This window comes from Erwinia rhapontici (assembly GCF_012271765.1).
GTDB classification, from domain to species: Bacteria; Pseudomonadota; Gammaproteobacteria; order Enterobacterales; family Enterobacteriaceae; genus Erwinia; species Erwinia rhapontici.
In genome coordinates, this window is the sequence record NZ_VRKO01000002.1 from 59,979 (window position 1) to 86,376 (window position 26,398).

The following is a 26,398-nucleotide window of genomic DNA, read 5'->3' on the forward strand; positions in this document are numbered from 1 at the left end:
CTTTTCTCGCTCGTTTAATCTTCAGGTTGAACCACTATTTTACCTTGTTCTACAGTGAACATCTTGCCCTTTTCATCAGTCATGTCGAAGACATGCTCGGCCGCAATGGCACTGACAAAAACCTGGGCCTGAGTGGCTTTTAAACGCGCTGCCAGCAGGTGGCGACGGGTTTCATCCAGCTCAGAGGCAAAATCATCTATCAGATACAGGCAACGTCGCCCGTTCTGTCGGGTGAGAAACTCACCCTGCGCCAGCCTCAGGGCGCACATCAGCAGCTTTAACTGGCCGCGTGACAGCAAATCTTCCACCGGCGTTCCCTCTGCGCGAATACGAAAATCCGCTTTATGAGGACCACTGGCAGTGTAAGTCAGTGCCCGATCGCGCTCAAAACTGCGTTCGAGCAGGTCGGCATAATCACTCTCTTTATCCCAGCCGCGCTGATAAGAGAAGCTCAGCTGAAATTCCGGCAAAAACTGGGCACAGGTGGCGTTAATATCTGCCGCAATCGCTTCACTGTAGGCCGCACGCCACTGGCTTATCTGTTCAGCCAACGGTGCCAGCTCCTGATCCCAGGCGCGGATCTGCTGGTAGCGTGACACCTGACGCAGCGCTGCGTTACGCTGTTTCAGCAGGCGTTTGAGGTTACTCCAGGCGTTGAAAAAACCCGGTTCGTTGTGAAAGCAGCCCCAGTCGATATAAGCACGACGATACTTCGGCCCCCCGTTCAGCAGGGTAAAGCCCTCCGGCGTGATCAGTTGCATCGGCAGCATCTGCGCCAGTTCGGCCACTTTGTGGCCGTCGCTACCGTCAACCCGTACCCGGCTGTCACCGGCGCGGTTTTTAGTCAGCCCAACCGACACTTCCCTTTCCGCCCCGGCGATACGCCCGTGCAACACAAAGGCATCCTGCTCATGGCGAATGACCCTGCCCGCCTGCAAACTGCGAAAGGCACGGCCGTGACCGAGGGTATAAATCGCTTCCAGCACGCTGGTTTTACCGCTGCCGTTGGGCCCCACCAGGAAGTTAAATCCGGGGGCCAGCGCAAGGTCCGCGTTTTCGATATTACGGAAGTCTTTAATAAGCAGGCGGGTTAAAGCCATAGCAGGATCCAGAGCAGCGGAATGTCTGGGTCAGGCGTACCTGACCCCTACGGAGATGAAGATGAACTCAGCAATTACAAGCGCATTGGCATCACAACATAGGCCGCTGACTGACTGGCTGCATCTTCAATCTGGACGCTGGAAACGGAATCGGTCAGCAGCAGACGCACGTTCTCGCACTTCAGCGCGTTCAGGACATCCAGCACATAGCTGACGTTAAAGCCGATTTCGAGATCGGTGCCACCGTAGGTCACATCCAGCATCTCTTCCGCTTCTTCCTGCTCCGGGTTATTTGCCGTAATTTTTAGCTGATTTTCGCTGATATAGAGGCGAACACCGCGGAATTTCTCATTAGAGAGGATCGCTGCACGGGAAAACGCCTGCTTCAGCAGATCACAGCCTGCATCGAGGGTTTTGTCCGGGTTCTTCGGCAACACGCGGCGATAATCCGGGAAGCGGCCATCGACCAGCTTCGAGGTGAAAATAAAATCACCCACATGTGCACGGATATTGTTGCTGCCAATCTGTACCTGTAAAAGGGTATCGCCGCCATCCAGCAGACGCACCAGCTCAATAACCCCTTTACGCGGCACGATCACCGAATGGCTGGGGAGCTGCTGGCCCACCGGCATTGAACAGACCGCCAGGCGGTGACCATCGGTGGCCACAGTACGCAGCTCTTCACCTTCTGTCTCAAACAGCATTCCGTTCAGGTAATAACGCACGTCCTGATGGGCCATAGAGAACTGCGTGGCTTCAATCAGGCGTTTAAGGGTCGCCTGCGGCAGTGTGAATTCGACCTCGCTCTGCCAGTCATCCAGGTTAGGGAAATCACTGGCAGGCAGGGTAGACAGCGAGAAACGGCTGCGGCCGGAGCGCACCAGCATTCTTTCGCCTTCCAGAATCACCGTGATTTCAGCGCCTTCCGGCAAACCCCGGCAGATATCAAAGAATTTGCGTGCCGGTACCGTCGTGGCGCCAGGCTCATGGTCCTGCGTCAGCGCAACGCGCGCCACCATTTCCATTTCCAGATCGGTGCCCGTCAGCAACAGCGTGCCTTCATTAACCTGCAACAACAGGTTGCCAAGGATCGGCAGCGTCGGACGACCGCCTAATGGGCTGCTAACTTGCTGTAATGGCTTGAGTAAATGCTCACGTTCTACAATAAATTTCATAGTCAGGAAGATAATGTTCTGATTAGATTTGAGAAATCTTCTTTAATGTCATGACTCTCTTCACGCAGCTGCTCAATTTTACGGCAGGCATGTAGCACTGTGGTGTGGTCACGACCCCCGAAAGCATCACCGATTTCCGGCAGACTGTGGTTGGTCAGTTCCTTGGCCATCGCCATCGCCATCTGGCGCGGGCGTGCAACCGAACGGGAACGTCGCTTCGACAGCAGATCGGCGACTTTAATTTTATAATACTCAGCAACCGTCTTCTGAATATTATCGATAGTTACCAGCTTCTCCTGCAAGGCAAGCAGGTCACGTAAGGCTTCGCGCACAAAATCGATCGTGATGGCACGACCGGTAAAGTTGGCGTTGGCGATCACGCGGTTTAACGCACCTTCAAGCTCACGCACATTAGAACGCAGACGCTTGGCAATAAAGAACGCCACTTCACCCGGCAGGCGAATGTCATTCTCATCCGCTTTCTTCATCAGGATCGCTACGCGGGTTTCCAACTCAGGCGGCTCGATCGCCACCGTCAGGCCCCAGCCAAAGCGGGATTTGAGTCGATCTTCCACACCATTGATCTCTTTCGGATAACGATCCGAGGTCAAAATGATCTGCTGATTACCTTCCAGCAGGGCATTAAAGGTGTGGAAAAACTCTTCCTGCGATCGCTCTTTATTGGCAAAAAACTGAATGTCATCGATCAGCAGCGCATCCACTGAGCGATAGTAACGCTTAAATTCTTCGATGGCGTTGTTCTGTAGCGCCTTGACCATGTCCTGCACAAAACGCTCCGAGTGCATATACACCACTTTCGCGTTTGGCTTACGTGCCATGATCCCGTTGCCGACCGCATGCAACAAGTGCGTCTTACCGAGACCGGTACCACCATAAAGGAATAACGGGTTATACGCGCCACCCGGGTTATCAGCCACCTGACGTGCCGCCGCACGTGCCAGCTGGTTTGATTTACCCTCAACGAAATTGTCGAAGTTGTGCTTGGTGTTCACATTTGAGCGGTAAGACAGCTCCGCCGGTGCCGGCATATTGTCCCAGCTGGGGCGCATCGGTGCAGGGCGGCTGATGATGCCTGGTGAACTGGCATGTGCCGTGGCCATCACCGGCTGGCTGATGGTTTGCGCGACGGGCTTACTGCCCACTTCAAAGCGCAGCAATGGCACATTTGCCCCGCAAAAATCATTTAGCAGAGCATTGATATTATTCAGGTATTTATCCCGAACCCAATCGAGTACAAAACGGTTTGGTGCATACAAGGCCAGCGTATTGTCATTCAATTCGGCCTGCAAGGGGCGTATCCACATGCTGAATTCTGTGGCAGGTAGCTCATCCTGCAGGCGGGCAAGACACTGTTGCCAAAGCGTAAGTGACACGGCGGACTCCACTCGAAAAAATTCGATAAGAAATAAAAGCGCTGAAGCGATAATTTCATCATTGTTGACGCATGCCGATGAAACACATGCGAACCGCTATCCACGGTTACTCCGCCCGTCCCCGGCATATCTAATGCTTAAGGGGTAGGATCGACCCGAAGGATCGTTAGCGGAAGGGCGGATCATAGCGTAAAGCGCAGCAGAGATCTTCACTTTCTACACAGTTTTGATCCAATTTATCCACAGGCATGTACAGCGGGGATAAGTTTACGCCACCCTGAGCAAAAGACATTCAGGATCGTCTGCATTCATTGAAATTTAATGGTGCCATCACGTTATTGCCGCAAACAGCATGCAACAGGATCGCCAGAAGATCCTGCGCGATCCTTGCGCTTTTTACTGGACGCCGTATAATTCTTGCCCCGGCGTGTGCGCCATGGCCGTTTTGGCTGTTTTTGCGGTCACTACGGGCAATCAGGATGCGCTTTTCACGCGAAGTAAATTGACTCTGGACTGTACAATTATTACAATCCCGCCTCTTTATTAAAGACACACTGAGGCGTCGGTCGTTTTTTCGGGCCAGATAACGCGTCACCAAGTGAAATTTTTCAAGTTTAGGTAGAAATCGCCATGAAACGCACTTTTCAACCGTCCGTACTGAAGCGTAACCGTTCACACGGTTTCCGTGCTCGTATGGCAAATAAAAATGGTCGTCAGGTTCTGGCACGTCGTCGTGCTAAAGGCCGTTCTCGTCTGACCGTTTCTAAGTAATAAAAGCTAACCGCTGAGTGGTTAAGCTCGCATTTCCCAGGGAGTTACGTTTGTTAACTCCCACTCATTTCACTTTCGTCTTCCAGCAGCCACAACGGGCTGGCACGCCGCAAATTACTATTCTCGGCCGCCTGAACGCGCTGGGGCATCCCCGCATCGGTCTTACCGTCGCCAAAAAACATGTTAAACGTGCTCACGAGCGTAACCGGATCAAGCGATTGACCCGCGAAAGCTTTCGTCTGCGTCAACATGAGCTTCCGGCGATGGATTTTGTCATCGTAGCGAAAAAGGGTGTTGCCGATCTGGATAATAAGGCACTGACGGAAGCGTTGGAGAAACTATGGCGTCGCCATTGTCGCCTGGCTCGCGGCTCCTGATCGGGCTGATACGCGTCTATCAACGCGTTATCAGCCCGCTGTTAGGACCCCACTGCCGTTTCCATCCCACCTGTTCGCAATACGGAATTGAGGCATTGCGCAGGTTTGGGGTGATAAAAGGGAGTTGGTTGACGATGAAACGCATATTAAAATGCCACCCCTTGAACCCGGGTGGCGACGATCCGGTGCCGCCACATAACCATTGATCCCAGAGAACATTAACGATGGATTCGCAACGCAATCTTTTCCTCATCGCTTTTCTGTTCGTGTCCTTCATGATCTGGCAAGCCTGGCAGACGGACCACGCTCCGCAGCCATTGCAGACCCAGACCACGCAAAACACGACCAGTGCAGCCGGTGATGCCGCCAATCAGGGCGTACCTGCCAGTGGCCAGGGCAAAACGATCACCGTTAAGACTGATGTCCTGTCTTTAAACATCAATACTCGCGGTGGCGATATTGACCAGGCGTTATTGCTGACTTACCCGGATTCACTGGGTTCAGACAAGCCTTTCCAACTGTTGGAAACCACGCCTGGATTCCTGTATCAGGCCCAGAGCGGTCTGACTGGTCGTAACGGCCCGGATAATCCGGCCAATGGCGCACGTCCTCTGTATACCGCAGGCCAGGATCACTTCGAGCTGGCTGATGGCCAGAGCGAGCTGCGTATTCCGTTGACCTTTACCGCGGAAAACGGCGCAACCTTCACCAAGACCTTCGTTCTGAAACGTGGTGAATACGCGATTAATGTCGATTATCAGATCAACAACGCCTCACAGCAGCCGCTGGAAGTGTCAATGTTCGGTCAGCTGAAGCAGTCTATTGACCTGCCGAAGCATCGCGATACCGGCAGCAGCAACTTTGCTCTGCACACTTTCCGTGGCGCGGCTTACTCTAGCAGTGAGACAAACTACGAAAAGTACAAATTCGATAAAATCAGCGATAACGAAAACCTGAGCACCACGACCACCAATGGCTGGGTGGCAATGATGCAGCAGTACTTCGCCACCGCATGGGTTCCACAGACGGCGGGTAACAACACGCTGTACACCAGCAATCTGGGTAACGGAATCGCGGCGATTGGCTACAAATCTGCACCGGTCACCGTCGCACCAGGTTCTCAGCAGCAGCTGGCAGCCACCCTGTGGGTGGGCCCGGAAATTCAGGACAAGATGGCAGCTGTGGCTCCCCACCTTGATCTGACCGTGGATTACGGCTGGTTGTGGTTTATCTCTCAGCCGCTGTTCAAACTGCTGAAATTCCTGCACACCTTTATCGGTAACTGGGGCTTCTCCATTATCGTAATCACCTTCATCGTGCGTGGCATCATGTACCCGCTGACCAAAGCGCAGTACACCTCGATGGCAAAAATGCGCATGTTGCAGCCTAAGATTCAGGCGATGCGTGAGCGTTTAGGTGATGACAAGCAGCGTATGAGCCAGGAAATGATGGCGTTGTACAAAGCGGAGAAAGTAAACCCGCTGGGCGGCTGTCTGCCTCTGGTTATCCAGATGCCTATCTTCCTGGCCCTTTACTACATGCTGATGGGCTCGGTAGAACTGCGTCATGCGCCGTTCGCCCTGTGGATCCATGACCTGGCAGCACAGGACCCGTACTACATTCTGCCGATCCTGATGGGTATCACGATGTTCTTCATTCAGAAGATGTCGCCAACCACCGTGACCGATCCGATGCAGCAGAAGATCATGACCTTTATGCCCGTGATCTTCACCGTGTTCTTCTTGTGGTTCCCGTCAGGTCTGGTGCTGTATTACATCGTCAGTAACCTGGTGACCATTCTCCAGCAGCAGCTGATTTATCGCGGCCTGGAAAAACGTGGCCTGCACAGCCGCGACAAGAAAAAAGCGTAATCTGTTAATGCTGCGGGCTGACCGAAAAAGAAGGTCAGTCCCTGCACGTAGGGGGCAACCATTTTTTCCGGTCGCCCCGTGCGAACAACACGCACAATGCTTACACTAAGGCGGTCATTATGACCGCCTTTTTATTTCCAAAAGAGAATTCAACATGAGCCATAGCGATACTATCGTCGCGCAGGCGACCGCGCCAGGACGCGGCGGCGTCGGCATTCTGCGTATTTCTGGCAGCAAGGCCGCAGACGTTGCGCAGTTACTGCTGGGTAAACTGCCTAAACCGCGTTACGCCGACTATCTGCCGTTCCGTGACGCCGACGGTAGCACTCTCGATCAGGGCATCGCGCTGTGGTTCCCCGGCCCGAACTCATTTACCGGTGAAGATGTACTGGAACTTCAGGGCCACGGCGGTCCGGTGATCCTTGATCTGTTGCTGAAGCGTATTGTGGCACTGCCCGGGCTGCGAATTGCCAATCCGGGAGAGTTCTCAGAACGCGCCTTCCTCAATGACAAACTGGATCTGGCACAGGCTGAAGCGATTGCCGACCTGATTGATGCCAGCTCCGAGCAGGCAGCACGTTCCGCCGTTAATTCATTACAGGGCGTATTTTCTGCCCGTGTAAACCATCTTGTGGAAGCACTTACTCACCTGCGAATCTATGTAGAAGCAGCCATCGACTTCCCGGATGAGGAGATCGACTTCCTCTCCGACGGTAAAATTGAAGCGCAGCTGCATCAGGTGATTGCCGACCTTGACGACGTACGTGCCGAAGCACGCCAGGGCAGCCTGCTGCGTGAAGGGATGAAAGTGGTTATCGCCGGGCGTCCAAACGCCGGTAAATCCAGCCTGCTGAATGCACTGGCCGGACGCGAAGCAGCGATTGTGACCGATATCGCGGGCACCACCCGCGATGTGCTGCGCGAGCATATCCATATTGATGGCATGCCGCTGCATATCATTGATACTGCAGGATTACGCGAAGCCAGCGATGAAGTTGAGCGCATTGGCATCGAACGCGCATGGAATGAGATCGAACAGGCCGATCGTGTGCTGTTTATGGTCGATGGCACCACAACGGGTGCGACCGGCCCGGCCGAAATATGGCCGGACTTTATCGCCCGGCTGCCACAAACGTTACCGATTACCGTGGTGCGCAATAAAGCTGATATGACAGGTGAAGTGCTGGGCATCGAAGAAGTAAATGGTCACTCACTTATTCGTCTGTCGGCACGCACTGGCGATGGCATTGATGTCCTGCGCGACCACCTGAAGCACAGCATGGGTTTCTCTGGCAATATGGAAGGTGGCTTCCTGGCTCGCCGACGCCACCTGCTCGCACTCGAGTTAGCAGCCACTCACTTACAGCAGGGCAAAGACCAACTGCTGGGTGCCTGGGCCGGTGAATTACTGGCAGAAGAGCTTCGCCTTGCCCAGCAAGCGCTGAGTGAAATTACCGGAGAATTTAGCTCGGATGATCTGCTGGGGCGTATTTTCTCCAGTTTTTGCATCGGGAAGTAAACACCCGGTGTGATCGCTCTATTCCACCAGCAATCTGGCTATAAACAGTGACAATAGTCCGAAAATACCCCTGGGAATGGAATCCCAGGTGAAATTTGATAAGAAAATTCTTACAATGGCAGAGATGATTACCCGACCATTTTCACGGAGCGACAGATGGCAAGTCATTTTGCACGTTGGGCACTCGCCCAAACCAGACCCCAGGTTCACCGACTCCCGCAGCAGATGGTAGAGCAGGCCAGCAGATTTTCCGAGAAACGCCGGGCCCGTTATCTGGCCGCCCGAAGCCTGCTCGCTGAACTGATGCTGCGCGTGTATGGCATCCCCCTTTTGCCCGAATTGATCACCACCACCAGTGGACGCCCCTGCTTTGCAGACCCGGATCTCCCTGACTTTAGCCTGGCCTACGCCGGTAACATGGTCGGTGTGATGTTAGCTGAGGAACGGGGCCGCGCCGGACTCGATATGGAAATTGTCCGCGCACATAGCCGTCAGACGACGGAGCACCATTTTGAATGTCTGTCGTCGGGAGAGAAAGCGTGGATCAATGCACAGAATGATGCCATTGAGGCGTCTACGCAGCTGTGGACGCTACGCCAAAGCATTCTAAAACTCACTGGCGAAGCGGATGAAGGAAGTGATTCACTACGCTTGCACCCGGCATCAGGACGACTGCGCTGCGTCACCTGGCCAGATATTCAGGCGCTGTGTGATGTTGAGCCATTGCTGGTGTGGTCCTGTGCGTTATCGCCAGGCACTGACCGACTGCATTTGTGGGAATATAACGGGGAAGATGGCTGGGAATCACTGCGGGATTTTAACGTTTATGCACACAATCTTGGGCCACGCACGCTGCGTCTGACCAGTCTGCCGGCGGAAAAACCGCTCTACCACTCCTGAGAGTCAAACGGGTGGCGTTACCACCACCCGTTAGTCTGATTAATGCGCGTCGATAAACGCGATTTTCAGAACGAACAGTAACGCCACGACCACGACGCACGGGCTGATTTCACGCCAGCGCCCCGTGCCCAGCTTCATCACGCAGTAAGAGATAAAGCCCAGTGCGATACCTTCAGTGATCGAGAAACTGAATGGCATCATCGCCGCTGTCACAAACGCCGGAACCGCTTCGGTCAGGTCATCCCACTTCACGCGCGCCAGGCTTGAGGTCATCAGCACGCCCACGTAGATCAGCGCACCGGCTGCGGCATAAGCGGGGACCATACCCGCCAGCGGTGACAGGAACATCACCAGCAGGAACAGCACGCCCGTCACAACGGCCATCAGGCCGGTGCGACCGCCCACGGACACGCCGGATGAGCTTTCGATATACGCAGTCACCGAAGAGGTACCGATAAATGAGCCGGCAACGGAACTGATGCTGTCCACATACAGCGCCTGCTTCATACGCGGGAACTTACCCGTCTCATCAGTCAGACCGGCTTTATCCGTAACACCAATCAATGTCCCGGAAGAGTCAAACAGGTTGACCAGCATAAAGGAGAAGATGATCCCGGCCATGCCAACGTTCAGTGAATCTTTCAGGTTAACCTGCCCCAGAACGGAGGTCACCGCAGGAGGCGCTGAGAAGATACCGGTATATTTCACATCACCAATCGCCAGACCAATCAGCGTGGTCACCACGATCGACACCAGCACCGCCGCATGGATATTGCGCGATGCAAGGATGGCGATAATAAAGAAGCCCAACGCACCCAGCAGTACGCTGTGCGAGGTCAGGTTACCGACTGTTACCAGTGTTGCTTCGTTGGCCACGATAATACCGGCATTTTTCAGCCCCATCATCGCAATAAACAGACCAATACCGGCAGTGATCCCGACGCGCAGACTCAGTGGAATATTGGCAATCATCCAGTAACGCACACGGAAGATCGTCAGCAACAGCAGGCCAACAGCCCCCCAGAAAATAGCGCCCATTCCGATCTGCCAGGATATCCCCATCGCACCCACGACCACGAAGGCGAAGAAGGCGTTCAGCCCCATCGCGGGGGCCAGTGCCACAGGCAGGTTCGCGACCAGCCCCATCAGAATACTGCCTCCGGCAGCTATCAGACAGGTGGTAACGAAGACCGCCTGCGTGTCCATGCCGGCCACGCCGAGGATCTGAGGGTTAACAAAAACGATATACACCATCGTCAAAAAGGTGGTGAAACCAGCAATCACCTCGGTACGAACGGTGGTGCCATGCTCCTGCAATTTAAAAATCCGTTGTAACAGACCGGGATTCGTCATTATGTGTTTCCAGAACGGAGAAAAGTTGTCGGCCGTTATCCTACCCCAAAATTCTGATTTTGGGATGCCGATCACCCGGTTTTTTCGCAACCGATTGCGCAGTTTTACCCGTCTTATCACAACCGTTAACAGTAATTGACATAATTCACCCCGCTTCGCGCTACTATCGGGTATCCACCCACTGGACAGAAGGAATCAGGATGACCGTGGAATGCATTTTTTTCGATTGTGATGGAACGCTGGTCGACAGCGAAATGCTCTGTACTCAGGCGTACGTCAACACTTTCGCGCAGTTTGGTGTCACGCTGTCGCTGCAGGAGATGTTCGAAAAGTACAAAGGAGTGAAACTGTACGACATCATCGCGGATGTCTGCCAGCAGCACCCGCTGACGACCCCGGTTGAAGTCCTGGAACCGGCTTATCGTCAGGAAGTGGCTCGCCTGTTTGACCTGGAGCTTAAACCGATTCACGGTGCAAAGGCGTTGCTGGAAAAAGTGAGTGTTCCGGCCTGTGTCGTCTCTAACGGGACAGTCCCCAAAATGCAGCATTCGCTCGGCCTGACCGGCATGCTCTCCTTCTTTGGGGACCACTTATACAGCGGCTATGACATTGAGCACTGGAAACCCGACCCGGAATTGATGTACTACGCTGCCAAACAGATGGGCGTTGCGATTGAGCGCTGCATTCTGATCGATGATTCTGAGGCGGGGGCAAAAGCGGGCATCGCCGCCGGGATCCCGGTATTCTATTACTGCGTCGATGCGCATAATCCGGTAATCAACCATCCACTGGTGACGGTGTTTGATGATATGGCACAGCTGCCAGATTTATGGCAGGCGCGTGGCTGGCAGTTAACGCGCTAAATGGGGGCAGGCCGGAAACAACCCGGCCTGTTGCCAGCAAGCGGTATAGAAAAAATCAAATACCGTCCCCCTCATTGATATACCAGCGTAATGAATTTGACAGCAGTGAAGCATGTTTAATAACTTTGCCTTCATCGACCAGCTGTAAAAGAATATTTCGCATCATATAGATACTCTCACCGCAATTATCCGCTAACTCTCTGGTTTTAGGCCATAGCGTGGGATCGGATAAATGCGTACCCTCTTTGGGGCTGGAGGCGAGTTCCTGGCAGATTAAAGCCAGCGCACGGAATGCCTCTTGTTTCTTTAGCTGAACGGCTGTTTTATTTCTTCTCATATCTAATATATTAATGATAGCGTTAATCACCCGCTATACATTACTCCTTTTCGCTATATTAATTATACTCACGGTGAGGAGGGATCGTGTACCTACATTGTTATTATCGCTGCCAGCACCGTTCCCCCTAAGTGACCAGTTGATATTTTCAGCGCGGAACACATCAAAATCGAAATGGAAAATAAAGAAGGGATATATCGCCTCAACACTGAGAAAAAAAACAAAAACCATTGACTAATTTCGAGGCTATCGTTTTTCTTAAGCGCTGTAAACAATATAAAATCACAAAGAAAAATAATACCACTATATGCCAAACAGGTTACCAAGCCGATATATTCACACACCTATTAAAGTGTAAATTTAAATAAATAAGCACTTTAAGAAAATTTCTATAAAAATAATAAAGAGAAAAGGAAGAATAGAAGAAAACGGGGGGAGAAATCAGGTTCATATTATCCTGCGCTGAAGGGACCAGCGCAGGATGCCGCTCAGTTAGCCAATCGCGCCCAGTGCATCATCGTTACCCTGCTTTTTCGGCAGCAGGAATAACGTGGCGACAATATCCAGCAGATAGATCAGTGCCAGCATGGTGATAGCAGCAGTAAATGACCACTGGCTGACCAGCAGCCCAATCACCAGCGGACCAAATCCACCCACACCACGCCCCAGGTTAAACAAGACATTCTGCGCCGTGGCACGTACTTTCACCGGATAAGTGTCAGAAATCAGCGCGCCGTAACCGCCAATCATGCCATTCACAAACATCCCCATCAGTGCCCCGGTAAACAGCATGGTCGTCGGATCGCGCAACTGAGCGTAAACCACCACCATCACCACTGCGCCAAACTGATACAGCAGGAAAATTTTCCAGCGGGAGAAGCGATCGGCCAGCAGACCAAATAACCAGATACCGAAGGTCATCCCGACGACCGTGACCGCCGTCCACAACCCGGATTTCGTCAGCGAAAAACCAAAGTTAGATGAGAGATAACTCGGCATCCAGATCATCAGACCGTAATAACCAAAGTTCTGTACAGAACAGAGGATAAAGATGCCGATGCTGGCTTTGGTGGTAGCCGCATCCACGAACAACAGCTTAATGCGCGCCGTGAACGACAACCCCTGATTCACATCCACATGCTGGGTGAACGCTTCCGGCTCCCCCATGCCACGACGAATGGCAAACGAGGCCAGGGCGGGCAGCAGGCCAACGAGGAACATGCCGCGCCAGCCGATCACATTCAGCAGCAACGGCGTGATAAATGCCGCCAGCAGTACGCCGAGTTGCCACCCCATGCCCACCCACGCTGAAGCACGGTTACGCTTGTTGGCAGGCCAGGCTTCGGCGATCAACGCCATACCAATACCGAACTCACCGCCCAGGCCCATACCCGCAAGGGTGCGATACGCCAGTAAATCCCAATATCCCTGCGCCACTGCGCACAGCCCGGTAAAGACTGAAAACATCAGGATGGTAAAGGTCAGTACACGAATACGCCCGAGACGATCGCTGATATGGCCGAAAACAATGCCTCCCAGCACGGCACCAATCAGTGTCCAGGTGACCAGTGAACCAGCCTGCGAGGGGGATAATGCCAGCGACAGACTGATAGCAGGTAACATAAAACCGAGGATCAGCAGATCAAAGCCGTCCATTGCGTAACCGCTGACAGCAGCGACCATCGCTTTGCCCGGCGTGACGCTACGCTTGTCCGGGGGGGAAATTGACATGATTTTCTGGCCTTTTCATTGGAAATTTGCCGCAAGTATAAGTATGAGCGACGAAGGTATCCAGACGAAAAAGTGATGGGGAAGGAAGTCAGGCATGCCGGGGGGTTGGCACGCCTGAGCAGAGATTACGACGGGTTATTGCTACCGGTGTCATCGCCGGTCAGCAGTTTATCCAACTGGTCACCGCCCACGTGACGGAAATCCTGACCTTTCACGAAGTAGAAGATAATTTCACAAATGTTCTGGCAGCGGTCACCGATGCGCTCGATGGCACGCGCGCAGAACAAGGCCGTCAGCACACTCGGGATAGTGCGCGGATCTTCCATCATATAGGTCATCAGCTGGCGCACGATGCCCTCATACTCCTGGTCAACCTTCTTGTCTTCACGATAGATTTCAATGGCGGCAGTAAGATCCATCCGCGCAAAAGCATCCAGTACGTCATGCAGCATCTGAATGGTGTGATGGCCCAGTGACTCCAGGCTCACCAGCAGCGGCTGGTGCTGCTGGGTGAATTTTTCCAGCGCGGTACGGCAGATCTTCTCGGCAACATCACCAATACGTTCCAGCTCAGAGATGGTTTTGATGATCGCCATTACCAGACGCAGGTCGCTGGCAGTAGGTTGACGTTTGGCGATGATGCGTACGCAGGCTTCATCAATCTCCACCTCCATCATATTGACCTTGTGGTCACCTTCAATCACCTTGTTCGCCAGCTCACCATCCTGGTTGTGCATCGCCGTGATGGCATCGGTCAACTGCTGCTCGACCATGCCACCCATGGTCATCACCTGGGTGCGGATATGCTCCAGCTCGGCGTTGAACTGGCCGGAGATATGTTTGTTCAGATTTAAGCTATCCATTGTATTCTCCAGTCAAATCAACCGTAGCGGCCGGTGATGTAATCTTCAGTTTGCTTCTGATGCGGCTTGGTGAACAGTGTATCGGTATCACTGAACTCGATCAGTTCGCCCAGGTACATAAATGCCGTGTGGTCGGAGCAGCGTGCTGCCTGCTGCATATTGTGGGTGACGATCACCACGGTGTAATCCTGCTTCAGTTCCGTAATCAGCTCTTCGATGCGCCCGGTTGAGATCGGGTCCAGGGCCGAGCAAGGTTCATCCAGCAGTAACACTTCCGGGCGAATCGCAATACCACGCGCGATGCACAGACGCTGCTGCTGACCGCCGGAAAGACTGTAACCGCTCTGATGCAGCTTGTCTTTGGTTTCGGTCCACAGCGCCGCTTTCGTCAATGCCCACTGAACGCGTTCGTCCATATCGGCACGTGACAGCTTTTCAAACAGACGCACACCGAAAGCGATGTTGTCATAAATCGACATCGGGAACGGTGTAGGCTTCTGGAATACCATGCCAACACGGGCACGCAGCAGGGCGATATCCTGGCTGGCGGTCAGGATGTTTTCGCCATCCAGAAGGATTTCACCTTCAGCACGCTGCTCAGGATAGAGCGAAAACATCTTGTTAAACGTACGCAGCAGCGTGGATTTACCGCAGCCGGATGGGCCGATAAACGCCGTCACCTGGTTTTTAGCAATATCCAGATTGATGTTTTTCAGCGCATGGAATTTTCCGTAATAGAAGTTCAAATCACGAACCTGAATCATCTTAGCGGAAGTCGTATCAACCATTTTTATCTCACTTAGTCCGCGCCGCTAACGCCGCGCTGCTCAATTAATGTTTGCTCTTGGCGAAGATCACGCGTGCCAGGATGTTCAGTAACAGTACACACAGCGTAATAATCAGCACGCCCGCCCAGGCCAGACTCTGCCATTCGGCAAACGGACTCATCGCGAACTTAAAGATGGTCACCGGCAGGTTCGCCAGTGGCTGCATCATATCGGTGCTCCAGAACTGGTTCGACAGCGAGGTAAACAGCAGGGGTGCGGTTTCCCCGGCAATGCGGGCAATCGCCAGCAGAACCCCTGTCAGAATGCCGGAAACGGAGGCTTTCAAGGTAATCGCCGAAATCATCTTCCATTTTGGCGTCCCCAGCGCATACGCCGCTTCTCGCAGGCTGTCCGGTACCAGTCTCAGCATGTTTTCGGTGGTGCGGATCACGATCGGGATTTGCAACAGTGCCAGCGCCACCACCCCGGCCCAGCCGGAGAAGTGTTGCATCTGCGCCACCACGATGGTGTACACAAACAGACCGACCACAATCGACGGCGCCGAAAGCAGAATGTCGTTAATAAAGCGAATCACTTCGGCCAGCCAGGACTTACGGCCATACTCAGCCAGATAGATCCCCGCCATAATCCCCAGCGGCGTCCCCACAGCGGTTGACCAGAAGATCAACAGACCGCTGCCTGCCAGGGCATTTGCCAGGCCTCCTCCCGCCGTATTCGGCGGGGGCGTATTCTCAGTAAACAGCGACAGCGTCATGCCGTCGATACCGCGAGTCACGGTAGAAAACAGGATCCACACCAGCCAGAACAGACCGAATGCCATCGTCAGCAACGACAGGGCGAGGGCAATACGGTTTTTCATCCGGCGCCACGCCTGCATCTTACGGCGTGAAGCGAGCAGTTCGTCACGCGCCTGCAATTCCATCGTGGTCATGAGCGCGCTCCTTCACTTTTTGCCAGACGCAGGATCATCAGTTTTGAACAGGCCAGCACGATAAACGTGATGACAAACAGGATCAGCCCCAGCTCCATCAGCGCGGCGGTATGCACGCCCGATTCCGCTTCAGCAAATTCGTTCGCCAGCGCGGAGGTGATGCTGTTACCCGGCATAAACAGTGAAGCACTGTCGAGTTGGTAGGTGTTACCGATAATGAAGGTCACCGCCATGGTTTCACCCAGTGCGCGCCCCAGGCCCAGCATCACCCCACCAATCACCCCGTTTTTGGTGAAGGGCAACACAACACGCCACATCACTTCCCAGGTGGTACAGCCAATGCCGTACGCGGACTCTTTCATCATCACTGGCGTCTGCTCGAACACGTCGCGCATGACGGAAGCGATATAAGGGATAATCATAATCGCCAGGATAATTCCGGCGGCTAAAATCCCGATACCAAATGCCGGGCCGGAGAACAGGGATCCTACAATCGGTACGTTAGCCAGTACGTCCCCGACGGGCTGCTGGAAATAGGTGGCAAACAGTGGCGCGAAAATAAACAGCCCCCACATGCCATACACAATGCTGGGGATAGCCGCCAGCAGTTCAATCGCCACGCCCAGCGGGCGACGCAGCCAGTTAGGGGCCAGTTCGGTCAGGAACAAGGCAATGCCGAAACTTACCGGGACAGCGATAAGCAGGGCAATAATGGAGGTGACGACGGTACCGTAAATCGGCACCAGCGCACCAAACTGTTCGTTAGGCGCATCCCACTCTTTATTCCACAGGAACGAGAAACCAAACTTCTGGATACTCGGCCATGAAGAGATAATCAGGGAAACGATAATGCCACCGAGCAGCAACAGCACAATCAACGCAGCCAGTTTAACCAGCGCGCTGAAGATGATGTCACCCTGTTTTCCGGGAGCCTTGAATGCCGGCTTGGTTGCAGCCATAGAATTCTCGAGTCTGATACTGCTGATACGTATCGGGCCAGGCAAGCCTGGCCCATGGGGGCATAAGCACCACGCATCGTGGTGCTTACTGCAATCGCTTAGTACAGTGCTTTGCCGGAGCTGTCTTTCACGTTGGTTTTCCAGGCGCTACGAATCTGCTCAATCACAGAATCTGGCAGTGATGCGTAGTCCAGGCCAGCCGTGGTTTTGCTGCCGTTTTTATAAGCCCAGTCGAAGAACTTCAGTACGGCGGCGCCTTTCTCAGCATTAGCCTGCTCTTTGTGCACCAGGATAAAGGTGGTAGAGGTGATTGGCCACGCGTTGTCGCCTTTCTGGAAGGTCAGATCCTGAGCAAAAGATTTGGACCAGTCTGCGCCTTTCGCGGCATCGCTAAAGCTTTTCTCACCCGGTTCAATGGCTTTGCCATCCGCATCCACCAGCTTGGTGTAAGCCAGGCTGTTCTGTTTCGCGTAGGCGTACTCAACGTAGCCGATAGACCCTGGCAGACGCTGTACGAATGCAGCCACGCCGTCGTTACCCTTGCCGCCCAAACCGGTTGGCCAGTTAACGGTGCTGCCTTTACCGACTTTGCTGCTCCAGTCGCTGTTCACTTTAGACAGGTAACTGGTGAACACGAATGAGGTACCCGAACCGTCAGCGCGGCGTACCACGTTGATGTTGGAATCAGGCAGTTTCACGCCCGGGTTCAGCTTGGTGATGGCCGGGTCGTTCCACTTTTTGATGGTACCGAGGTAGATATCACCCACGGTTTTGCCATCCAGCGTCAGCTGTCCAGATTTGATACCAGGAATATTAACCGCCAGTACCACCCCGCCAATAACTGTCGGAAACTGGAACAGGCCATTTTTTTCTAAATCTTCGTCTTTCATCGGCGCATCTGATGCACCGAAGTCTACGGTTTTAGCGATAATCTGCTTAACGCCGCCGGATGAACCGATACCCTGATAGTTAACCTGGCTGCCCGTCGCGGTATTGTACTCTGCTGCCCACTTGTTATACACAGGTGCCGGGAATGTCCCGCCAGCACCGGTCAGGTTGGTCGCGGCCATTGCGGTAACGGCGCTCAGAGAAAGGGTTACTGCGACGAATTGAGCCAGGGTTTTGTGCATCAGTGTCATGTTCCCTCCACGGGATTAAAAAGTCAGGCCAGTTGCCGTGTTTGTCTATACCCAAAATAATTCGGGATGCAGGAAGGCGGCAAATGAGCGAGTCCCGATGAGCTTACTGTTGTAAGTGATTCGGGCGAACGAATGTAGCCAACGCGCCTGCAGCTTGAAGTATGAAAGGTATAATTAATGATTGCTGCTGGAGGCAAAATAGGACAGTTTGGTGACAGTAAAATGTACGAAATATGACACTTTTGTGACAAGCCACTCTAATCATGAAGGCTGACGTCAGTCGGTTTTTTCCATTACCGCGCTCAGTCCCGGGTTACGTTTAACCGGGCGCGTGGCCCACAGCGATGCAGCAACAATCAGCAACCCGCCCAGCCATGCCGCTGGCGTCAGCGACTCCTGCAACCAGAGCACGGCAAACAGGGCACCAAAGAGCGGCTCAGACCCCATTAATAGTGAGGCACGCGTCGGTGAGGTACGTTTCACCGCGTAGTTCTGCGCGAAGAAAGCAAACAGCGTGCAGAACAACACCAGGTAAAGCGTCGGGCCCCAGAACAGCGTACTCTCAGGCAGGGCCGGTATCCCATGCTCTGTCGCCAGTAACACTACCAGCGAACCGCTGGCGACCACCCCGGTTTGTACCGCCGTCAGCGCCAGTGCGGGCACATTGCGATGCTGGGTCATTTTTTTCGTCAGACACACCATCAACGCGCGCAGCAGCGCAGCGCCCAACACCAGCAGATCGCCCCTGTTCATCGCAATCTGCGTACCGCCCACCAGCAGCATGGCACCGCAAAGAGAGACGGCGGCGGCGATAAACACGCTGATTTCGGGCCGCTGACGGAACATCAGCCATTCAACAAACGGCGTCAGCACCACGCACAGGCTGATCAGAAATGCCGCATTACTGGCAGAGGTCAACGCCACCCCATAAGTTTCACACAGGAAAATAGCCAACAACACCGAACCCAGTATCAACCCCGGGGGCAGCGCCTGGCGCCAGCAGAGCCTTAACGTGGGTAAGAGCAGAACGAAGGTCAGCAAAAAACGAATAAACAGAAAACCCACGACCGGATAGAAAAGAACGGCCTGTTTTGCCATGCCGTAGCTGGTTCCCCAGACCACGGCGACAGCCAGTAACATCCACTCTGCGTAACGCTGTTGTTTCTCCACCTGCATTCCCCTGACGTTGGCGATAAACCCAACTGCGATTATGATGTTTTTCTCCAGACGGAATAATCCGTACGGGTAAACAAGACTTGTGCGCTATGAGAACAAATCAATATATGGGTCTGCTGCCGTATATGGCAGTATTCGTGAAAGTGGTGGAACTCGGCAGCTTCTCGGCGGCCGCAGAAAAGCTGGGCAGCACCGCGTCTTCGGTCAGCCGTCAGATCGCCAGCCTGGAAAATGCCCTGGGGGTGAAACTGCTGGAAAGGACGACACGCAGGCTGCGCCTGACAGAAGCCGGAACCGTCGCCTGGGAGCGCTGCTTTGAGATGATGCAGTCCGCAGAGTCGGTGTTTGAGCTGGCTGGGCGCATTAGTGACACCCCGCAGGGGCGGGTGAAAATCAGTGCACCGCGTGCCTACGGCAAGGATCTCATCTCCCCGCACGTGGCTGAGTTTTTACAGCGCTACCCTCAGGTGGATCTGCAACTGATGCTCACCGATCGTATGGTGGATTTAATCAATGACAATGTTGACCTGGCGATCCGCATTACCGATACCCCGCCTCCGGGGCTGGCGGCACGCCCGCTGTTTCCTGTCAGGCACGTGCTCTGTGCCAGCGCAGAGTATCTGCAACAGCACGGTATTCCGCAGCACCCGCAGGATTTAACGCAGCACAGCTGTATTTATCTGGGAGAAGTGCCCGGGGATAATCAGTGGAAGTTTCGTCATATCGCCAGCGGAGAGCAAATCAGCGTTGCGGTACACGGGCGCTTTGCCTCAAATCACAGCAAAGCGAGGCTGGAAGGCATCATTCATCATCTGGGCATCGGGTGCCTGCCGCGCTTTTCCGCGCAACAGGTCATGGATAACCGACAGATTATTCAGGTACTTCCCGAATGGGACTACATGACATCCTATTACGGGATGTCATGGGTTTTGTATCATCCCAATCGCTATCTTCCCCCTAAATGCCGGGTGCTTATCGATTTTTTGCTGGAGAAGCTGAAGCACCAGACAGCGCATTCGCAATCGCATTAAACATCAAAGAGGCTTCGAGCGGCTGGGCATCTGATGCCGGTTCTGCCTGTGGCCAGGCGGACCACTGAACAATCACCAGTTTCTGCGCCTGGTCGATCGCAATCATCTGGCCAAAAATACCCTCAGCCGACAGGGTCTTATTACGCGTTAATCCTTCTGATGGTGCATCGTTTTTCGCACTCAAGGGCACACCGATGTTCCACCACTGGTAACCAAATTGTCCGTCAGGATAATCGGTCGTCACCGAGTTTTCGGCTTTATTCCAGGTACTGGCCTCTTTTACCCAACCCTCGGGCAGCGTTTTCGTGCCATCAGGCAGGATGCCATTGTTCATCACGAACAGACCAAACTTTCCCCAGTCTTCGAGCGTTGCGTTAAAGCCGTGTGCACCCACATCATGTTTGCCCGGCAGATAGCTGTGCCACACGCCATCATTCACCATTCCGTAAGGCTGCCAGATGTTGTCCTGCAGATAGCGGGCCAGTGTTTCTCCGGTCGCTTTCTCCAGCGTGTCACCCAGCACCCAGGCACCGCCGGAAGAGTAGGACCAGACCTGACCCGGTTTTGCATAGGCTTTACGCTGAGGGTCGAGTACCAGTTTGCTGACGCAGTCATAGGTGTCTTTTCCTGCTTCACACTGGGTCAGTTTGGCAAAATCAGATTGGGGGTTGGTGTAATCCTCATTCCAGGTCACACCGGAGGTGTGCTGCAGCAGACTGCGTAGAGGGACATGTTCCCAGGCAGTGCCCCGTACCTCTGGATTGTACTTCACAGTCTCATCATCCAGCGAGGCTATCTTCCCCTGCTTCAGTGCGATCCCGACTAACGTGGACACCACTGATTTACCGACAGATCGCGAGGTCCATAGCGTCGTTTTCGTGTTGCCATGGCCGTAATAGTCCCAGACCTTTTTACCGTCTTTAATCACCATCATGCCTGTCACGTTATTGCGTTTAAGGTAATCTGCCAATGAGTAGTGATGCTGCTGATACTCATAGGACACGGCAGAGAGATTGCGATGAGCAACAGGGAGCGGTACGCCTGCTTTGCTGGCGCGGAAAATATCGCCGGGATAGGATCGATAGTCGTTACGAAAACCCACCACGCGCTGCTGAGGCGTCCAGGTAAGCATATTTTTGACGTCTGGCAGGTTTTTATCCAGCGGAGCAGGACACGTTTTCAGTGGCACCGGGCAGGGTACCTTCGCTGATGAGGCATTCGCCTCGTATACGGTGCCAAAGCACAGCGCCATCAGACAAAACCCCGTTTGCATCTTTTTCATTCTATTCCCTTAAAAAGAACCTAAGAACGTTCATTGTAAGGAAAGGAGTAACGGGAATTTGTACAAAAAAAGTCCGGCCGACTGACGGAGCAGTCATACCGGACTCTTGAGCAGCACGCAGAGTTCACCTGCGTGCAGGGCAGGGCTTATTCAACCGTAACGGATTTTGCCAGGTTACGCGGTTGATCCACATCGGTGCCTTTGATCAGCGCCACGTGATAGGACAGCAGCTGTAACGGCACGGTGTAGAAGATAGGCGCAATCACCTCTTCCACATGCGGCAATGGAATAATGCGCATGCCTTCACTGTTGGCAAAACCGGCATCAATATCGGCGAAGACATACAGCAGACCACCACGGGCGCGCACCTCTTCGATATTTGACTTCAGTTTCTCCAGCAATTCATTATTCGGCGCCACCACAATGACCGGCATATCGGCATCGATCAGCGCTAACGGACCGTGTTTCAGTTCACCTGCAGCATAAGCTTCAGCATGAATGTAGGAGATCTCTTTCAGCTTCAGCGCACCTTCCATCGCGATCGGATACTGATCGCCACGGCCGAGGAACAGCGCATGATGCTTGTCCGAGAAGTCTTCCGCCAGTGACGCGATCAGCTCATCCTGTGACAGCATCTGTTCAATTCGGCTTGGCAGCGCCTGCAAAGAGTGCACGATATCGTGCTCAACCTGCGGATCAACGCCTTTCAGACGACCGATTTTCGCCACCAGCATCAGCAGCACCGTTAGCTGAGTGGTGAAGGCTTTGGTCGACGCTACGCCGATTTCGGTCCCGGCTTTGGTCATCAGCGCCAGGTCGGACTCACGCACCAGCGATGAACCGGCAACGTTACAAATCGCCAGAGAACCAAGGTAACCCAGCTCTTTCGACAGGCGCAGTGCTGCCAGGGTATCCGCCGTTTCACCCGATTGAGACAGGGTGATCAGCAGGCTGTTTTTGCGTACTGCCGATTTGCGATAGCGGAATTCAGACGCAATCTCAACGTCACACGGCACATTGGCCAGCGACTCAAACCAGTAACGGGAAACCATACCGGAATTGTATGAGGTGCCGCAGGCAACGATCTGAATGTGCTCAACGCTTGCCAGCAGCGTATCAGCCTGCGGACCCAGCTCGGAGAGATCGACTTCACCGTGGCTGAAACGACCACTCAGGGTGTTTTTAATCGCGACAGGTTGCTCGTAAATCTCTTTCTGCATGTAGTGGCGGTAAACCCCTTTGTCGCCAGCATCATACTGTGCGTTCGATTCGATCTCAGCACGTTTTACCTGATGTCCCTGACGATCAAAAATGGTCACATCACGGCGGGTGATCTCCGCAATATCGCCCTCTTCCAGGTAGACAAAACGACGGGTCACGGGCAACAGCGCCAGCTGATCGGAAGCAATGAAGTTTTCACCCACGCCGCGGCCAATCACCAGCGGGCTACCGGAGCGGGCAGCCACAATAACCGACGGATCGCGGCTGTCCAGAATCACCATGCCATAGGCACCGCGTAGCTGTGGGATCACCCGCTGCACAACTTCACGCAGCGAGCCACCAGCCTGTTTCTGCTCCCAGTGCACCAGATGCGCCACCACTTCGGTATCGGTTTCTGAGGCAAAGGTATACCCCCGCGCAATCAGTTGTTCGCGCAGCGGTTCGTGATTCTCAATAATGCCGTTGTGAACAATGATGATATGTTCAGAGATATGCGGATGGGCATTCGCTTCCGAAGGTTCGCCATGCGTGGCCCAGCGCGTGTGCGCAATACCCGTTCCCCCCACCAGCGAGGTGGTTTCTGCTGCTTCAGCCAGGTTCTGCACCTTACCCAGACGGCGCAGTCGGGTGGCGTTACCCTGTTGATCAACAACGGCCAGACCCGCAGAGTCATAGCCCCGGTATTCCAGACGACGCAGCCCTTCAAGCAGGATTTCTGCAATATCACGCTGCGCTACAGCACCAACAATTCCACACATAATTATTTTCCTGACATGATGGCGGTAAGCCATCAGCGTTGTCTTCTGACCTGATTGTTCCCGTATATTCGGGTTCCCCGAGCCTTGTAGAGAGTGGGGATTATTTTTGTATTGACTGCATTTACAACAAAAACAGAGGGTGAGGCATGCCTCACCCCTTCATAAAATGGGCTTACTTTTTCTTTTCCGGGCGCTGCCAGCTTGCCTTCAACTGCTGTTCTTTACGGTTATACACCAGGCCTGCTGCCGGAACGTTTTTCATAATGGTGGTTCCGGCTGCGATGGTGGCACCCGCAGCTACCGTTACCGGTGCGATCAGCTGGGTATCTGAACCGACAAACACATCATCACCGATGATCGTTTTCGATTTATTGACGCCATCGTAGTTGCAGGTAATGGTGCCTGCGCCAATATTCACATTAGCACCGATTTCCGCATCACCGAGATAACTCAGATGGCCCGCTTTAGAGCCTTTACCCAGGCGCGCTTTTTTCATCTCGACGAAGTTGCCCACATGCGCCCCTTCAGCCAGCTCAGTGCCCGGACGCAGACGCGCGAATGGCCCGACAGTACAGCCTGATTCCAGCTGCGCATCTTCAATCACGCTGTACGGGCTGATAACGCTGTCATCAGCAATCACGCTGTTTTTAATCACACAGCCGCTACCGATTTTCACCCGGTGACCCAACGTGACCTTGCCTTCGATGATCACATTGGTATCAATCACCACATCACGGCCGTGTATCAGTTCACCCCGCAGATCGAAACGCGCCGGGTCGAGCAACATCACCCCCGCCAGCAGCAGTTTTTCAGCCTGCTCAGCCTGATACACCCGCTCCAGCGTTGCCAGTTGCAGACGATTATTGACGCCCTCGGTTTCCGTGGTTCTTGCCGGATGCACCGCCGCGATCTGACGGCCTTCCTGATGGGCCAGGGCGATAATGTCGGTAATGTAGTATTCGCCCTGCGCGTTGTTATTGTCCAGCTTGCTCAGCCAGCGCTTAAGATCGGCGCCGTTAGCCAGCAAAATGCCGGTGTTGATTTCGTTAATCAGCAATTGTTCAGGCGCAGCATCTTTCTGTTCGATAATGCCGACCACCTGACCCGCTTCACGGATAATACGTCCGTAACCGGTTGGGTTATCCAGAATGACGGTCAGCAGGCCAATGCCGCCAGCGGGCTTTGCCACCTGAAGCTGGCGTAGCGTGTCCACGGAGATCAGTGGCACATCGCCATACAGCATCAAAATGTCTTCGTCATCGGCGAAGTGAGGGGAGGCCTGCTGCATAGCATGGCCCGTTCCCAGCTGTTCCGCCTGCAACACCCAGTTGAGCGAGCTGTCAGTCAGCGTTTGTTTAAGCAGCTCTCCGCCGTGACCGTAAACCAGATGCACATGCTGAGCGCCCAAATGATTCGCTGCATCAATAACATGTTTGACCATCGGTTTCCCGGCGAGGGTATGCAGAACCTTCGGGAGATCGGAGTACATTCGGGTTCCTTTACCAGCGGCAAGGATCACCACGCTCATAGCACTGTTTGACATACGCGTCCTGAATCTGTTTAGTGAGAGAAGTAAATCGATTTATCCTTGAAAATTCTACATATTTTGCAGTAAAAAACGTACCGTCCGAAAAGTCTCGATTCGCAGATGATTTCCACCCTTTATCGCATCATAAAGCGCGGCTGACAGGGTAAATCTATCGATTTATGCCCAGTTTAGCGTGCAAAAATTGCTATGCCACTGGTTTATCGCTTATTTCACCAAGCGAACGAAGAGCGCATCCCGCGACGACTCAGCCCGGGAGTGATTAAAAGGGCCCAGAGAAGGGACATCGTGCTCGTTTTCATGGAATCGACTCTGTATCTGGAAACGCTGTTTAGAATACTCTCAGGACTCAATGGGTATAAGTTCCCCCGAACTCAACGGAGTACAGTGATGAATTTTAAAGTAACAGGACTCCTGTTGTTACTCTCTTTCCCTGCTATTTCGCAAGGTAGTCAACGTGATGCAGGAAAATACAATCTAGAAAACTTTGCCTTAAGCCAATGTCTGGCGAATGGTTTTTCTGATAAAAGCGTAAAAGAAGATGCGCTGGCTGCGGTGGGGGCTTACGTTGAACTGGGATCCTATCCCGCTGAAGCTTACGAAGAAGCCACCGACCTTGTTCATCAATTTCTCAACAAGAAATATGTGAGTAAAGAGGGGCATTCAGAGCTTATTGTGATGAAGTGTATTGATTTATCCCGAAGCAATGAGCTGATGGTGATTAAACAAAAATATGCGCACTCCACCACTGATAACCTTAAGCCTTAGCCCAGGTTCTGTGGATAAATCTGAGTCAGACAATAAAAAAAGCCGGTCAGTTTCCTGACCGGCTTTTTGATGTTTAAACCTGAATTACATCGCTTTTTTGGTCAACTCGATCACGCGCAGTTTGGCGATCGCTTTAGCCAGTTCCGCAGACGCCATCGCGAAGTCAACATCACCGTGAGAGCTGTTCATATGCTCTTCAGCTTTGCGTTTCGCTTCCAGCGCGCGAGCTTCATCAAGATCGCTGCCGCGGATCGCTGTGTCAGCCAGTACGGTAACCGCACCCGGCTGCACTTCCAGTACGCCACCGGAAAGGTAAATAACCTCTTCGTCGCCGTGCTGTTTAACGATGCGAATCATACCAGGCTTAATGGCGGTCAGAAGCGGGGCGTGGTTTGGGCGAATACCCAACTCACCTTCGCTACCTGATACCTGGATGCTCTGTACAGTGCCTGTGAACATTTGCAGTTCTGCGCTGACAACGTCCAGGTGAAATGTCATAGCCATTGTTAATCTCCTGGGAAACTTTCCCCTTCATACTTCAGACA

Annotated in this window: 24 protein-coding genes and 1 pseudogene; 9 read left to right on the forward strand and 16 right to left on the reverse strand. The window is 53.5% G+C overall.

The genetic code is table 11. The annotated features are described in order from the left end of the window. Positions 1-14 precede the first annotated feature (14 nt). The 3 genes from recF to dnaA form a co-directional block, all read right to left on the reverse strand. Positions 15-1,100 carry a DNA replication/repair protein RecF gene (recF, locus tag FVB43_RS00780; protein ID WP_133844808.1) on the reverse strand — a complete coding sequence of 362 codons (1,086 nt, stop codon included), beginning with the start codon at positions 1,098-1,100 and terminating at the stop codon, positions 15-17. A gap of 74 nt (positions 1,101-1,174) precedes the next feature. Next, complete coding sequence (gene dnaN / locus FVB43_RS00785; protein WP_133844810.1) at positions 1,175-2,275, reverse strand: DNA polymerase III subunit beta; 1,101 nt, start codon at positions 2,273-2,275, stop codon at positions 1,175-1,177. A gap of 2 nt (positions 2,276-2,277) precedes the next feature. After that, positions 2,278-3,669, reverse strand: coding sequence for a chromosomal replication initiator protein DnaA (dnaA, locus tag FVB43_RS00790; protein ID WP_133844812.1), 1,392 nt, complete (start codon positions 3,667-3,669; stop codon positions 2,278-2,280). A gap of 630 nt (positions 3,670-4,299) precedes the next feature. Between dnaA and rpmH the strand changes: the two genes are divergently transcribed. The 6 genes and pseudogenes from rpmH to FVB43_RS00820 all read left to right on the forward strand — a co-directional run bounded on the left by rpmH (position 4,300) and on the right by FVB43_RS00820 (position 9,107). Next, a complete protein-coding gene (rpmH, locus tag FVB43_RS00795; protein ID WP_003023858.1) occupies positions 4,300-4,440 on the forward strand; it encodes a 50S ribosomal protein L34 in 141 nt (46 codons plus the stop codon). A 17-nt stretch (positions 4,441-4,457) separates the two neighbouring features. After that, on the forward strand, positions 4,458-4,817 hold the full coding sequence (gene rnpA / locus FVB43_RS00800; protein WP_062744083.1) for a ribonuclease P protein component: 360 nt from the start codon (positions 4,458-4,460) through the stop codon (positions 4,815-4,817). Further along, positions 4,781-5,039: pseudogene (gene yidD, locus FVB43_RS00805) on the forward strand (membrane protein insertion efficiency factor YidD). The gene rnpA and the pseudogene yidD overlap by 37 nt, the downstream one beginning before the upstream one ends. Positions 5,040-5,041: 2 nt before the next feature. Continuing rightward, positions 5,042-6,688 carry a membrane protein insertase YidC gene (gene yidC / locus FVB43_RS00810; protein ID WP_159338279.1) on the forward strand — a complete coding sequence of 549 codons (1,647 nt, stop codon included), beginning with the start codon at positions 5,042-5,044 and terminating at the stop codon, positions 6,686-6,688. A 154-nt stretch (positions 6,689-6,842) separates the two neighbouring features. After that, on the forward strand, positions 6,843-8,207 hold the full coding sequence (gene mnmE, locus FVB43_RS00815; RefSeq protein WP_133844820.1) for a tRNA uridine-5-carboxymethylaminomethyl(34) synthesis GTPase MnmE: 1,365 nt from the start codon (positions 6,843-6,845) through the stop codon (positions 8,205-8,207). A 156-nt stretch (positions 8,208-8,363) separates the two neighbouring features. Continuing rightward, positions 8,364-9,107, forward strand: a complete 744-nt coding sequence (locus FVB43_RS00820) for a 4'-phosphopantetheinyl transferase family protein (RefSeq protein WP_133844822.1) — start codon at positions 8,364-8,366, stop codon at positions 9,105-9,107. Between the two features lie 39 nt (positions 9,108-9,146). On the opposite strand, the gene FVB43_RS00825 is transcribed toward FVB43_RS00820, so the two are convergent. Next, positions 9,147-10,460 (reverse strand): NCS2 family permease, encoded by a 1,314-nt coding sequence (locus FVB43_RS00825; protein WP_133844824.1) that lies wholly within the window; start codon positions 10,458-10,460, stop codon positions 9,147-9,149. A gap of 200 nt (positions 10,461-10,660) precedes the next feature. Here FVB43_RS00825 and yieH point away from each other — a divergent pair, with 200 nt between their 5' ends. Beyond that, complete coding sequence (yieH, locus tag FVB43_RS00830; protein WP_133844826.1) at positions 10,661-11,323, forward strand: 6-phosphogluconate phosphatase; 663 nt, start codon at positions 10,661-10,663, stop codon at positions 11,321-11,323. A gap of 55 nt (positions 11,324-11,378) precedes the next feature. Here yieH and FVB43_RS00835 read toward each other — a convergent pair whose 3' ends face one another. From FVB43_RS00835 to FVB43_RS00870, 8 genes are all read right to left on the reverse strand, one after another. Then, the gene (locus tag FVB43_RS00835) at positions 11,379-11,690 is read right to left on the reverse strand and encodes a hypothetical protein (RefSeq protein ID WP_238337116.1); all 312 of its coding nucleotides are present in this window, start codon (positions 11,688-11,690) and stop codon (positions 11,379-11,381) included. 462 nt (positions 11,691-12,152) lie between these two features. Next, positions 12,153-13,391 (reverse strand): MFS transporter, encoded by a 1,239-nt coding sequence (locus FVB43_RS00840; protein WP_133844828.1) that lies wholly within the window; start codon positions 13,389-13,391, stop codon positions 12,153-12,155. A gap of 125 nt (positions 13,392-13,516) precedes the next feature. After that, a complete protein-coding gene (phoU, locus tag FVB43_RS00845; protein WP_133844830.1) occupies positions 13,517-14,254 on the reverse strand; it encodes a phosphate signaling complex protein PhoU in 738 nt (245 codons plus the stop codon). Positions 14,255-14,271: 17 nt separating this feature from the next. After that, positions 14,272-15,042, reverse strand: a complete 771-nt coding sequence (gene pstB / locus FVB43_RS00850; RefSeq protein ID WP_133844833.1) for a phosphate ABC transporter ATP-binding protein PstB — start codon at positions 15,040-15,042, stop codon at positions 14,272-14,274. A 43-nt stretch (positions 15,043-15,085) separates the two neighbouring features. Continuing rightward, positions 15,086-15,973 (reverse strand): phosphate ABC transporter permease PstA, encoded by an 888-nt coding sequence (gene pstA / locus FVB43_RS00855; RefSeq protein ID WP_133844834.1) that lies wholly within the window; start codon positions 15,971-15,973, stop codon positions 15,086-15,088. Next, on the reverse strand, positions 15,970-16,932 hold the full coding sequence (gene pstC / locus FVB43_RS00860) for a phosphate ABC transporter permease PstC (RefSeq protein ID WP_133844835.1): 963 nt from the start codon (positions 16,930-16,932) through the stop codon (positions 15,970-15,972). Before pstC ends, pstA begins: the two co-directional genes overlap by 4 nt. A gap of 98 nt (positions 16,933-17,030) precedes the next feature. Then, positions 17,031-18,071: a phosphate ABC transporter substrate-binding protein PstS gene (pstS, locus tag FVB43_RS00865; RefSeq protein ID WP_133844836.1), complete on the reverse strand. Its 1,041-nt coding sequence runs from the start codon at positions 18,069-18,071 to the stop codon at positions 17,031-17,033. A gap of 276 nt (positions 18,072-18,347) precedes the next feature. Next, on the reverse strand, positions 18,348-19,241 hold the full coding sequence (locus FVB43_RS00870; RefSeq protein ID WP_197931243.1) for a DMT family transporter: 894 nt from the start codon (positions 19,239-19,241) through the stop codon (positions 18,348-18,350). A 95-nt stretch (positions 19,242-19,336) separates the two neighbouring features. Between FVB43_RS00870 and FVB43_RS00875 the strand changes: the two genes are divergently transcribed. Next, a complete protein-coding gene (locus FVB43_RS00875) occupies positions 19,337-20,278 on the forward strand; it encodes a LysR family transcriptional regulator (protein ID WP_197931244.1) in 942 nt (313 codons plus the stop codon). Here FVB43_RS00875 and FVB43_RS00880 read toward each other — a convergent pair. From FVB43_RS00880 to glmU, 3 genes are all read right to left on the reverse strand, one after another. Beyond that, a complete protein-coding gene (locus FVB43_RS00880) occupies positions 20,220-21,560 on the reverse strand; it encodes a serine hydrolase domain-containing protein (RefSeq protein WP_133844837.1) in 1,341 nt (446 codons plus the stop codon). The two genes, FVB43_RS00875 and FVB43_RS00880, sit on opposite strands and share 59 nt — an antisense overlap. Positions 21,561-21,706: 146 nt before the next feature. Further along, on the reverse strand, positions 21,707-23,539 hold the full coding sequence (gene glmS / locus FVB43_RS00885; RefSeq protein ID WP_167863234.1) for a glutamine--fructose-6-phosphate transaminase (isomerizing): 1,833 nt from the start codon (positions 23,537-23,539) through the stop codon (positions 21,707-21,709). 172 nt (positions 23,540-23,711) lie between these two features. Beyond that, on the reverse strand, positions 23,712-25,082 hold the full coding sequence (gene glmU / locus FVB43_RS00890) for a bifunctional UDP-N-acetylglucosamine diphosphorylase/glucosamine-1-phosphate N-acetyltransferase GlmU (protein ID WP_133844841.1): 1,371 nt from the start codon (positions 25,080-25,082) through the stop codon (positions 23,712-23,714). Positions 25,083-25,475: 393 nt separating this feature from the next. Between glmU and FVB43_RS00895 the strand changes: the two genes are divergently transcribed. Further along, the gene (locus FVB43_RS00895; RefSeq protein ID WP_133844843.1) at positions 25,476-25,853 is read left to right on the forward strand and encodes a T6SS amidase immunity protein Tai4 family protein; all 378 of its coding nucleotides are present in this window, start codon (positions 25,476-25,478) and stop codon (positions 25,851-25,853) included. A gap of 84 nt (positions 25,854-25,937) precedes the next feature. Here the strand turns inward: FVB43_RS00895 and FVB43_RS00900 are convergent, their stop codons facing one another. Beyond that, positions 25,938-26,357 (reverse strand): F0F1 ATP synthase subunit epsilon, encoded by a 420-nt coding sequence (locus FVB43_RS00900; protein ID WP_133844845.1) that lies wholly within the window; start codon positions 26,355-26,357, stop codon positions 25,938-25,940. Positions 26,358-26,398: the final 41 nt, after the last annotated feature.